Raw genomic sequence first — 12110 nt, forward strand, 5'->3', positions numbered from 1 at the left:
GGTAGGGAGGATATGGGTTGATAGATATCACAGAAGTCTTCATAGATACTCTAGCACCGAACAGTGCAGCAATTAAGAACGGGCAAGGACTAGTTAAGAAGAGACGATTCGTCCAGTTGAATCAGTCGGAAGACGGTGTGGTTTTGTTTGGTGAGTGCGGTGGCAGCGGTAGCAGCAACTATTATCCTTCTGCTGATTTTGTTGTTTCTGACAAGCCGGTGATGCGTTGTACTTGTCCAAGTAGGCAGCTTCCTTGCAAGCATGTCCTCGGACTGCTATATGCCTATGTAGGCAAGGAGAATTTCGTATCTGCGACGATTCCTGAAGATCTTGCTGTTAAACGAGAGAAGATGAGTAAGCGTGAAGAACGAAAGTCTGAGCTTGCTGCAGAAGGGGCTACTGTTAAGCCCAAGAAAGTGAACAAGTCCGCACTTAAGAAAAAGATTGGAGCCCAACTAGAGGGCTTGGCTGTACTGGAGAAACTGACCCAATCGCTTATACGCGCAGGACTTGGAACAATAGACGCCAAGGGTGTAAAGGATATTCAGGTGCACGTGAAGATGATGGGCAATTATTACTTAACTGGTGCACAAATTGAATTAAGACGATTAGCTTTATTGCTCTCTTCTTCTGATAATCGTGAGAAGACTTATTCATTAGCAATAGAGCAGCTAACCCGAATTCATGCGTTCATCAAGAAAGGGCGCGCTCATCTAACATTGAAGCTGGAAGATCCGGATATGTCTTTGAATCATGAATCTACGATTGAAGAATGGCTTGGTCATGCTTGGCAGCTAACGGAGCTTAAGGAATGCGGTCTGATGAGCTCTGATGTAGAGCTGATCCAGCTTTCATTCCTCAGCTATGATGATGCGGCCAGACAGGAATATGTAGACCTCGGCTACTGGATAGAAAAGTCTACTGGTGATATACATCGTACGCTCCAGTATCGCCCTTATAAAGCAGCCAAGTATATTCATGAAGAAGATAGTTTCACTGATGTTGCACTCATTCCTTCCTTATATCGTTATCCTGGTGACCGGAACCGGAGGGTACGTTTCGAGAGTATGTCAACACGACCTCTGACTAATCAGGATGTAGAGTGGATTGTTTCTAAGGCATCATATTCTTTTTCCGAAAGCTTTAAGCAGATAAAAAATCAGTTAAAGAATCCCCTAGCAGACAAGAATCCTGTGATGTTGCTGCATGTGAATAAGATTAGCAAGTCTCAGCAAGATCAGTTCGTCATTACGGACGAATCGGGTCAGCATTTGGTGTTAGACCAAATAGTAGCACTCGAACAGAATACACTGCCACTGTTACAATACTTTGCACTCGAAGAATTATCGGATACTACGATGCTGCTTATGTTTGAGCACCAACTCGATACTGGACGATTAAAAGCACAACCTTTAACTCTTATTAAAGGGATGGATATGATCCGTCTCTTATATTAAAAATATAAGGTTTCAGGCTTGGCTATCTTCACATAAACTTTGGGAGGAATATCCATGAGTACAGCATTACTACAAGAGCTTCACCAAGAAGTAAAGCGGCTGTATATAGCTGGAAGTGAGCTCGCTGCTGAGGATTTCCGCTTAAAGCGGCTATTGCCTCAGTTTCAACAGCTAGGTGAACGAGCTCCCATATTCAAAAGATTAGGAGAGGGAGTCGTTGCGGTCATTGAACCGAATTCTTCCGAGGGATCTTCATCTGCTCAGAGCCTACAGGAGCTCAGTGTGCTGCTTAGCTCGGTACTATATACACAGGGAGCAACTTCGCCTGATGGCGAACTGCTTGAGGTTGAAGTCCATCCGGTGAGATTGCCTACTCAGTTCTCATATCGTAAGCTGTCAGCAGTACAGACGGCATTAAAGACTCGTGGGGGAGGACGTTATGAGATTATCAAGGAAGCTTTTGAGACAGGATTGTTCCAAGATCTTCGAATGATTCATCCTGCTTTAGCGGCCCTCCAAGATCCATATGTAGAGATCGCCGAGCTTGTGATGAAGCAGATACTGCCAGCCTATGGCCCTCAGATTCTTCCGATCCTTATCGATCAATTTGATCCAGCTGGAGGAATAGTGGAGACGAGAAAGCTGTACGTGATCGCAGTATTAGGTGGTGATAGCGTTCAGGATCTGATCTATCAAGCTGCGGATTCAGGATCAGAAGATGTTCGGTCTATGGCTATTTCTCTGCTCGCAAGTCAGGGTCAATATGAAGTTGAATTACTTGCTTGGAGTACTGATAAGAAGAAAAAAATTCGCGAAGCTGCCTATAATGCGTTGGCTAAGAGCGACTCGGCAAATGCGGTGAATCGGCTGCATGAGGCATTTACGGGAAAAGATAGTGAGCTTGTAGTTCCTGCAATGAGACAGTGTCAAGCCCAAGAGCTTACAAAACGACTGGTTGAAGAGCTCTCAGATATGCTTCAAACTGTCCCTGAGATTATGGGCGATACGAAGAAAAAAGACGGATTATGGATTAGAGTAGTCCAGTATCTTCGGGTTTTATCTTACAAATGCAGTCCTGAACTAGAAAAACTATATTTTAATGTTCTCGAGCAGTACCCGTTATATATGAATCAGCTAAAGTGGAATTCATTGATCGAGGAAGCGAACTCCTATTTCAGACAGTTAGATTCAATGGAAGCGAAACGTATATTACAACAAACACTTGAGCGTGATCTTGTCTACTATAGAAACAATAGAAGATACGTAAATGATGTTTTCAAAGATGCGTATCTCTACTTGTCACCTGAGCGTGTGTATGAGCAATACGTAGAAGTTCTAAAGCATTATGCGCCATCTTCAACTAACCATGCTTCTTCAATGGCACAGCAACTGCTACGCACAATATCTGAAGTTGTAGTTCAGCGATATCATGGAACTTATAATGCAGTTTGGAATTCACCTGTAGACCAGATCCAATATATGTATAAAGTTGAAATGCAGCCGCCTGAGGTACTGGCAATTCAATGGGATTCACGCTGGCTTGATGCTTTCATAGAGCTGGATCAATACGAACTGGTAAGTGCCTTTGCACGGCCGGGACATGCCAAAGCAATGCAGTATTTGCTACGTAAATTGACCGATAATCCTGAATTTCGTAATCGTTTTTCCAATATTCTCTTGATGGGCTTAGCACGTACAGGGGTAGGTAAGCAACGCCTGCAAGAAGCTCTCCTGGTGGCTTTGGAAGATGACAGAAATACAGAATGTCGATTAATAGAACCGTATACATTTGAGCAGCTATGTCAGCTTCCAGCAAGTTCTGCGAGTCGAATAATAACTGTTCTACCTCGATTCAGTGAGGTTGCAGAAGAACAACTTGAGTATGTCATTCGCCTTATGCAAGGACCATCAAACCCAATAGAAGAGGTGTAACTAACGATGAGTCAAGAACTATTACAAGATATTATGAGACTTCCAGCAGAAAGATTGTATCAGCATGAGTTGGTAGCGCTTCGTAAAGCAGACACTGGAAAGGTTCCGGCAGGATGGCAGATGTCACCCCAATCTGTACTGAAGTTTATCGTTGGCGGTAAAGCAGGAAGTACCGAGATTACACCTAAGTACATTGGTAACAAGAGACTAATAGAGATGGCGATAGCCACGCTCGTAACCGATCGTGCACTGCTATTAATTGGTGAGCCGGGTACGGCAAAGTCATGGTTATCTGAGAATTTATCAGCTGCCATATATGGACAGTCAGGACTTGTCGTACAAGGTACTGCGGGTACGAGTGAAGAGCAGGTCCGCTATTCGTGGAACTATGCAATGCTGCTTGCACAAGGCCCTACGCCGGAAGCGTTAGTGAAGAGCCCGATCATGCGAGCGATGGAGGATGGGGGCATTGCACGTTTTGAGGAGATATCTCGTTGTGCATCTGAGGTACAGGACGCATTGATCTCCATCTTATCGGAGAAGACGATATCTGTTCCTGAGCTAGGTAAGGAGATGAGCGCGCGCAAAGGCTTCTCGATCATTGCAACAGCTAATACGAGAGACCGTGGTGTAAATGACATGTCAACTGCCTTGAAGAGACGGTTTAATATTATCGTCCTTCCAGCACCTGCGGATTTATATACCGAAGTTGAGATTGTGAAGAAACGGGTTCGTGAAATTGCCTCATCCTACGATTTGCAAGCGGCGCTCCCTGCAGATGAAGCTTTACATAAGGTCGTGACCATCTTCCGTGAGCTGCGTAGCGGGATGACATTGGATAAGAAGGAGAAGGTAAAGTCTCCAGCAGGAGTGATTTCCACAGCTGAAGCGATCTCGCTCTTAACGAATAGTATGGCCCTGGCCGCAAGCTTCGGCAATGGAGAACTGACGGATGAGGATCTGGCCGCAGGGCTGCAAGGTGCTATTGTGAAAGATGATGATAAGGATCAACTTGTCTGGAGAGAGTATCTCGACAATATTATGAAGAAACGTGGCGCAGATTGGCGGGGGTTATATACGGCTTGTAAGGAGATGAACTAGTGGAGAGCGAAACTACTGGAGCTGGCGTGCATATTTTTGGGGTGCGGCATTTGTCTCCTGGTGGTGCGCAGCATCTATTAAGCTTCCTTCATGAAGTAGAGCCCACAGCTGTGTTAATTGAGGGTCCATCGGATGCTACACCTGAGATTCGCCATGTCATCAACATGACAACCAAACCTCCAATTGCTATTCTAGCTTTTACGGAGGAAGTTCCTGTGCGTACAGCCTTATGGCCGCTTGCGTTATATTCCCCCGAATATCAAGCGATGAGATGGGCGGAGCAGCAAGGAGCTTATACAGCGTTTATAGATTTACCTTCATCAGTGGTCATCGCGTTACAGGATATACGAACCAAAAGTAGAGATTCTGCTGAACAGAGCGAGGAATCTGAAGTTAACAATGCTGATGAGAAGGCTCCTGAAGAAGCGTCTCTATATGATAGAGTAGCTGAGCTGGCTGGTGAGCTTGATTATGATATGTATTGGGAGCGCAATTTCGAACACAACACTAACAAGGGTGCGTATCAGGAAGCGATCATTTCTTTCTCATCCCAAATGCGGCAGATTTCTGAAGAGAATGAGAGACATAACAACGTAATAGAGTATGCACACAATACGATACGTGAAGCTTATATGCGTCGTCAGATTCAGGATACAATCGCTGCTGGCCATCAACCAGATAAGATTGTTGTTGTATGTGGAGCATACCATGCAGCGGCGCTTGTTGATCTGGCGTCTGGAATGTCGGATGAGGAAATAGATGCTCTTCCTTCTCTAAATACCAAGCTAACACTTATGCCCTACACGTACTATAAGTTATCTTCTTTGTCTGGCTATGGTGCAGGTAACCTCGCTCCTCATTATTATCAAATGATGTGGGAACGTATGATGAATGACTCACTTGAAGACTTGCCGAATCATTATCTGTCTACCGTAGCCAGATACTTGCGGAATACCGGGACACACCGTTCTACAGCAGAAATTATCGAAGCCGTGCGCTTAGCCGAATCATTGGCTGCTCTTCACGGTGGAAGTGCTCCGACGTTAAGAGATCTAAGAGATGCTGCGCTGACCTTACTGGGACGTGGAGAGCTGAGTGTAATCGCTGAAGCGCTTGCTCGTACAGATATCGGTACGGCTATTGGTGAGCTGGCAGAGGGGATCAGTCAGACACCGATTCAAGATGATCTGAATCGGCAATTAAAGCGCTTGAAGCTTGAGAGATATAAGACCCCAGTAGCAAATGATCTTGAACTAGATCTCCGAGAGAATCGAAGAGTGTCTTCTGAGGAAGCGGCTTATTTAGACTTAAACCGTTCCTTTCTGTTTCATAGGCTCAGATTACTTGGGATCGATCTAGTGAACATAAGAGCAAGTGGTCAGTCTAGCGCTACGTGGGCAGAGAACTGGGTAGTGAAGTGGTCTCCTGAAGTTGAGATCCAGGTCGTTGAATCTACGCTACTTGGGGAAACGATTGAGATTGCTTCAGCTTATGTATTGCAACAAAAATTAGATGGCAGCAGTACAATTGCAGAAGCGTCAGCACTTATTCGAACGGCTTATGAGTGTGGAATGTTACACCAAATGGAAGCAGGACGGCAGACGCTTCAGCGTTTAGCTGTTGACACTCGAGATGTGGTGCAGATTGCTGCTTCTATACATGAGTTATCCCTTCTGATTCAGTATGGCGATGGTCGCCGGATCGATACCAAGCCGCTTATTCCTTTGCTGGAACAACTGTTCAGACGAGCCAGTCTGTTCTTACTGGATGCGAGCCAATGCAACGATGAGGCTTCAGGTGAGATGCTTAAAGCTATGAACATACTGAATCAGGCAGCTATTGAGCATAGTGAGGAAGTAGATGAGCTGCTGTGGGTACAGGAGCTGAAGCACTTGTCGGAGAGGGATGACTGCAATCCGCGTTTATCTGGAGTGGCATGTTCCATTTTGTTGGAGCGTAATGCGATGACTGCACAGCAATGTTCAGAAGAAGTATCCAGGCGCCTGTCACCAGGTATACCCGCAGAACTTGGAGCCGGCTGGTTCGAAGGGATGTCTATGCGTAATCGATACGTTCTGTTATCTCGTTTAAGTCTGTGGGAGCAATTGAATGAATATATTAATTCTTTGGATGATGAAGAATTTGTACGTGCGTTAGTGTTCTTACGGCGTGCTTTCAGCACCTTTGAACCAAGAGAAAAGACGATGATTGCCGAACTTCTAGGTGAATTGTGGGGTGTGAACACCGAGCAGGCAGCTGAGATTCTGACGGGTGAGCTGAAGGAGGCCGAAGCGAAGATGATTGAGGATTTGAATGAATTTGACTTTGGAGATATATGACCATGAGTACATCAGTGGATTCAAGTGTTGTAGCTCGGTGGCGCCTTATTCTTGGTCAGTCTGTAGAAGAGCAATTGACGGTTTCTAGTGGAAACACAAGTATTCACCTGACTGAAGATGAGCTCATCATGGACCAGGCACTGGCTGCTATCTACGATGAGACAAGCGATATCGTAAATAGTGGTGCTGCTAACTCTTCAGCCACGGGACAAAGAGGAGCAGGAACAGGTAAATCAGCACCTCGGTTGGCAAAATGGTTAGGAGATGTTCGTAATTTCTTCCCAGAGGATATCGTATCGGTTATTCAACATGATGCGATGGAGCGGAAGGGCTGGAAGCAATTATTGTTTGAGCCGGAAGTTCTGGCAACAGTGAAGCCTGACATACAGCTAGTAGGTACACTACTCTCCCTAAAAGGGAAGATTCCTGAGAAGACAAAAGATACGGCTCGCCTGTTAGTGAAGGCGGTTGTGGATGATCTTGTAAAGCGTATGGAGGAAGATCTGCGTCGGGCGGTGACGGGTGCACTGAATCGCAGACAGCATTCTCCATTGCCATCACTTAGTGGTATAGACTGGACACGGACGATAAAACGCAATCTGAAGCATTATGATGCAGAGCGACAACAGATTATCCCTGAGAGATTCTACTATTATGATCGGGCAAGACGCAGTAAGGAATGGACAGTCATTGTGGATATCGATCAGAGTGGTTCGATGGCAGAATCGATTATTTGGGCTTCAGTAGTTGGTTCTATCTTTGCAAGCATCCCATCACTAAGTACCCGAGTAGTTGTATTTGATACAGAGGTCGTTGATCTGACAGAGCAATGTGCGAACGATCCTGTTGACATGTTATTCGGGATTCAGCTAGGTGGCGGTACAGATATACAAAAGTCTGTTGCTTATTGCGAACAGTTTATTGATCAACCGAAGAAGACATTATTTATCGTTATTTCGGATCTTTATGAAGGTGGGAACCAGGCAGGCTTAATCCGTCGTATGCGTCATCTGAAGGAATCTGGAGTTAGAACGATGTGCTTGCTGGCTTTGTCTGATGAAGGCAAACCTTTCTATGATGAGCAGGTGGCGAGATCTTTGACTCGCGATGGAACGCCCTGTTTTGCGTGTACCCCTGCACTGCTGCCACAGTTAGTAGAAGGTGCACTAAAAGGACAGGATCTTGCTGAATTAGCAAAGAAACTTGGTACAAAAGGGATTTAACAAGAGTCGTGCTATTACAAGTTTCATAAAAAGTGTTATTCAGACAAGAAACTGTGTTTCATTACAGTTTTTGTGGCGTATATAGATATCATACCCCCCTTTATACAATATAATTTGGCCCTGTCGCTCGTCGGCAGGGTATTTTTTTATGAAAGTCTTTAGGAGAACTATTATCTTGACCTATTAAAATTTTCTTTTAGAGTTTGCTCTGCACTTACGCTGTGGTAAAATAGACCTGATTTTTCAAAAATATACGAAAGTTAAGTTTCACGCTATACATTATCTTTATATTTCTCGCATAAACGCTACCTTCCCTTTAGGGACGCCAAAGGCGTTATTGCTTAATAAACCTAAATCAGTGCATATTGGGATTGACATCAATGATGGATGTAATGTTATAGAATGTGCTATAATTTTATATTAGGTTAAAACATCGATAAGCTACAATTTAGATAGAGGACGTGAAAACAGCATGACTAAGGGGAACCATAACTCACCGGACTTAAAATCCGGCAAGGGTTCGAAAGATTTTTCGAAATATTTTGATTTTAGCGATGCGAAGGTAATTAGTGAAGAAGAGGGTAAGATTACTTACCGGATTAAAGGAAGAAATGTGCAAATTAATAGCCAGCCTGATTATAAAGAAGGAAAACGGCGCGGCAAGGAAGAAATAGAAGTGCATTATGATTTCGAGATTCCTGAAGAGATGCAGAATTTCGGAGTAGACAAGTATTATCATATAACGACTTATGGCTGCCAAATGAATGAGCATGACACGGAAACGATGAAAGGCCTGTTAGAACAGATGGGCTACAAAAGCGTCGATGATCGGAATCATGCGGATCTCATTCTGCTTAACACTTGTGCGATTCGTGAGAACGCCGAGGATAAAGTGTTTGGAGAGCTTGGTCACCTTAAGAACTTGAAGATCGAGAAGCCAGGTCTTTTGCTGGGTGTGTGTGGCTGCATGTCGCAGGAGGAAGGCGTAGTCAATCGAATTATGTCTAAGCATGGATTCGTGGATATGATCTTCGGTACGCATAATATTCACCGTCTGCCACACCTCATTAAAGAAGCTGTATTCAGTAAAGAGCTTGTGGTGGAGGTATGGTCCAAGGAAGGCGATATTATTGAGAACTTACCGAAGAAACGCGAAGGCATGCGGGCTTGGGTAAACATTATGTATGGCTGTGATAAGTTCTGTACGTACTGTATCGTACCTTTTACACGGGGAAAAGAACGCAGTCGCCGTCCGGAGGACGTTATTGCTGAAGTAAGAGAGCTCGCGCGTCAAGGATTCAAGGAAGTGACTTTGCTGGGGCAGAACGTAAACGCATACGGTAAGGATTTTACAGACATCGATTACACGTTTGGTAACCTGATGGATGACATGCGTTTAATTGATATTCCGCGCATCCGCTTTATGACATCGCATCCACGTGATTTTGATGATAAATTGATTGAAGTGCTCGGCAAAGGCGGCAACCTGGTGGAGCATATCCATCTACCGGTTCAATCGGGGAGTACTGCCGTACTTAAGAAAATGAGTCGAAAATATACTCGTGAAGCTTATCTGGAGTTAGTTCGCAAGATCAAGATAAGTGTGCCTAATGCGGTATTAAGTACAGATATTATCGTTGGCTTCCCTGGTGAGACGGATGAGCAATTCGAAGATACTCTTTCACTTGTGCGCGAGGTTGGGTATGATATGGCATATACGTTCATTTATTCACCTCGTGAAGGTACCCCTGCAGCTGCTATGGAGGATAATGTACCTATGTCAGTGAAGAGCGAACGTCTGCAAAGACTAAATGATCTCATTAAAGAGAATAGTCGGATCATTAATGACCGTATGCTAGGTGAAGTCGTCGAGGTACTGGTAGAAGGGGAGAGTAAGAATAACTCGGAAGTCCTTTCCGGCCGTTCCCGTGCGAACAAGCTGGTCCATTTTGAAGGTCCGAAGGAGCTTATTGGCACATTTGTAAAAGTGAGAATTACAGATACCAAAACATGGTACATCAAAGGGGATATTGTGGCAGAAGCTGCAGCTGTTCATTAATTATCACATACGAATGGGGAGATGGCTTGTGAGTACAGAGGAACAACGTTTGAATAAATATGGAATGAAGACTTATAATACCCGTGACTTAATTGTACGCGAGGATATTATGGGTAAAGCTAAAGAACTAGCTTCGTTGATCTCGACAAGTGAAGAAGTAAAGCATTTTCAGCAGGCTGAGCAAAAAATCTTGAACCATGAGCGGGTACAAGGCCTGATTGCAACGATTAAGAAAAAGCAGAAGGAAATTGTTGCCTTCGAAAGCTTTAATAATAAAGATATGGTAGCTAAGATCGAGCGTGAAATTGAAGTGTTGCAGGATGAAATTGACGGCATTCCGGTCGTGAACGAATTTCAGCAGAGCCAAAGTGACATCAATTATTTACTTCAGCTTGTCATTTCCGTGATTAGAGATACCGTTTCAGAAAAAATAAATGTGGAAGCCGGCACTGAAGCACCTCCGACCACATGCGGATAACCCACACTCAGTTTAGGGGGCGGATGCAGATCCGCCCCTTTAAGTTTCACATAATACATAATTCTAATCTTTCTATGTCCAGTTGTTGATTTTAGAAGTGAAGGTTTGGTACATTTAAAGATACGAATTAGTAAAATTATAGCTTCGGAAAAGGATGGGGCAAATATGAGCGAAAATGGGGAACAAACCTATAACGCCAAAAAATATCGTACACCGGATGGAGTTCCGGCCGACATCGTAATGTTTACATTGACCAAACGCGAACGTAAGACGGTCACGAAGACGCTTCCCTTACGGGAGCTTAAGGTAATGTTAATTAGACGAAAGAAATGGCCATGTGCTGGAATGTGGGCTCTCCCAGGCGGATTCTGTCAGGAGGATGAGTCCATTTATGCTGCGGCTACGCGTGAACTCAAAGAAGAGACTGGTGTAGATGGTGGTCATTTGGAATATCTGGGCGTTTACAGTACACCAGGCCGAGACCCTCGCGGATGGATTATCAGTCATGCTTTTTTTGCCCTTGTAGAAGAATGGATGTTGGAGCAAAGACAAGCTTCGGATGATGCTGGCGAGGTAGGTTTATTTACGTTGCAGGAAGCGCTTGAAGAGCTAGAGCTCGCTTTTGATCACCATGATATCATCAAGGATGCATACTTGCGTATTCAACAACAAATGCTTCAGACTACGATCGCAAGACAGTTTTTACCTAGACATTTCACCCTTAGTGAGCTCTATCAGGTGATTCAAACGGTAGTACCGGAATTTAAGGAACCGAATTTTATTCGTAAAATCACTTCAACACGTAGCCGTCAGGGTATATTAAAAGAAGTGAGAGACGAAGAGGGGAATGCGCTTAGTTCAAATCAATATTCCCAGCGTCCAGCTCAGCTCTATATGTTCACAGATCACGAGCCTTTATTATCCATCTACACGTAGTGGCTTAAATCAGGAGAGGGGATTAATCTCATGAGAGCACTAATAGTGATCGACTTTACGAATGATTTTGTTAACGGAAATCTGCCGGTTGGTCAGCCAGCCGTAGATATCGAGCCTAGAATCAGCCAATTAACGTCGGAGTTTGTCCAAAGTGGCGATTATGTCGTTATGGCCGTGGATTTACATGAAGAGAATGACCCTTACCACCCGGAGAGCAAACTTTTTCCTCCTCATAATATACGCGGGAGTGAAGGACGTGAGTTGTTCGGAAGTTTGAAGTCTGTCTATGAGCACAACCGTGATTCCATCTATTGGATGGACAAAACACGTTATAGCGCCTTTAGTGGAACTGATCTGGAGATCAAGCTGCGGGAGCGAGGCATTACTGAACTTCATTTAATTGGGGTCTGCACAGATATTTGTGTACTGCACACAGCAGTAGATGCATATAACAAAGGGTTTGCAATTACAGTACACGAGGATGCGGTTGCCAGTTTTAATCCCGATGGACATTCTTGGGCATTAGAACATTTCCGGGGAAGTTTAGGCACAGATGTTGTTAAGGCATAATACTAAAACAGAACA

At 44.4% G+C, this 12110-nt stretch carries 9 protein-coding genes; all 9 read left to right on the top strand.

Going from position 1 to position 12110, the window contains the following annotated elements:
- Positions 1–17 precede the first annotated feature (17 nt).
- The 9 genes from UQ64_RS09730 (at position 18) to UQ64_RS09770 (ending at position 12095) form a co-directional block, all read left to right on the top strand.
- The gene (locus tag UQ64_RS09730; protein WP_060623300.1) at positions 18–1457 is read left to right on the top strand and encodes an SWIM zinc finger family protein; all 1440 of its coding nucleotides are present in this window, start codon (positions 18–20) and stop codon (positions 1455–1457) included.
- A gap of 54 nt (positions 1458–1511) precedes the next feature.
- A complete protein-coding gene (locus tag UQ64_RS09735) occupies positions 1512–3389 on the top strand; it encodes a HEAT repeat domain-containing protein (protein WP_060623301.1) in 1878 nt (625 codons plus the stop codon).
- 6 nt (positions 3390–3395) lie between these two features.
- Positions 3396–4490 (top strand): ATP-binding protein, encoded by a 1095-nt coding sequence (locus UQ64_RS09740; RefSeq protein WP_060623302.1) that lies wholly within the window; start codon positions 3396–3398, stop codon positions 4488–4490.
- Complete coding sequence (locus UQ64_RS09745) at positions 4490–6829, top strand: DUF5682 family protein (RefSeq protein ID WP_060623303.1); 2340 nt, start codon at positions 4490–4492, stop codon at positions 6827–6829. Before UQ64_RS09740 ends, UQ64_RS09745 begins: the two co-directional genes overlap by 1 nt.
- Before the next feature lie 2 nt (positions 6830–6831).
- Positions 6832–8052 carry a VWA domain-containing protein gene (locus tag UQ64_RS09750; protein WP_060623304.1) on the top strand — a complete coding sequence of 407 codons (1221 nt, stop codon included), beginning with the start codon at positions 6832–6834 and terminating at the stop codon, positions 8050–8052.
- Between the two features lie 472 nt (positions 8053–8524).
- The gene (miaB, locus tag UQ64_RS09755) at positions 8525–10111 is read left to right on the top strand and encodes a tRNA (N6-isopentenyl adenosine(37)-C2)-methylthiotransferase MiaB (RefSeq protein WP_060623305.1); all 1587 of its coding nucleotides are present in this window, start codon (positions 8525–8527) and stop codon (positions 10109–10111) included.
- Positions 10112–10124: 13 nt separating this feature from the next.
- Positions 10125–10589: a YlbF/YmcA family competence regulator gene (locus UQ64_RS09760; protein WP_410477492.1), complete on the top strand. Its 465-nt coding sequence runs from the start codon at positions 10125–10127 to the stop codon at positions 10587–10589.
- Between the two features lie 165 nt (positions 10590–10754).
- Positions 10755–11525 carry an NUDIX domain-containing protein gene (locus tag UQ64_RS09765; protein WP_042128449.1) on the top strand — a complete coding sequence of 257 codons (771 nt, stop codon included), beginning with the start codon at positions 10755–10757 and terminating at the stop codon, positions 11523–11525.
- A gap of 30 nt (positions 11526–11555) precedes the next feature.
- Entirely contained in the window at positions 11556–12095 is a 540-nt protein-coding gene (locus UQ64_RS09770; RefSeq protein WP_060623307.1) for a cysteine hydrolase family protein, read from the top strand.
- Positions 12096–12110 lie beyond the last annotated feature (15 nt).

The organism is Paenibacillus etheri (genome assembly GCF_001012825.1).
GTDB classification, from domain to species: Bacteria; Bacillota; Bacilli; order Paenibacillales; family Paenibacillaceae; genus Paenibacillus_AQ; species Paenibacillus_AQ etheri.

What these genes read in the sequence shown, in the direction of transcription:
- UQ64_RS09770 (WP_060623307.1), top strand. Translation starts at nt 11,556, where the DNA reads ATGAGAGCACTAATAGTGATCGACTTTACGAATGATTTTGTTAACGGA.
- UQ64_RS09765 (WP_042128449.1), top strand. Translation starts at nt 10,755, where the DNA reads ATGAGCGAAAATGGGGAACAAACCTATAACGCCAAAAAATATCGTACA.
- UQ64_RS09740 (WP_060623302.1), top strand. Translation starts at nt 3,396, where the DNA reads ATGAGTCAAGAACTATTACAAGATATTATGAGACTTCCAGCAGAAAGA.
- miaB (WP_060623305.1), top strand. Translation starts at nt 8,525, where the DNA reads ATGACTAAGGGGAACCATAACTCACCGGACTTAAAATCCGGCAAGGGT.
- UQ64_RS09750 (WP_060623304.1), top strand. Translation starts at nt 6,832, where the DNA reads ATGAGTACATCAGTGGATTCAAGTGTTGTAGCTCGGTGGCGCCTTATT.
- UQ64_RS09760 (WP_410477492.1), top strand. Translation starts at nt 10,125, where the DNA reads ATGGGGAGATGGCTTGTGAGTACAGAGGAACAACGTTTGAATAAATAT.
- UQ64_RS09735 (WP_060623301.1), top strand. Translation starts at nt 1,512, where the DNA reads ATGAGTACAGCATTACTACAAGAGCTTCACCAAGAAGTAAAGCGGCTG.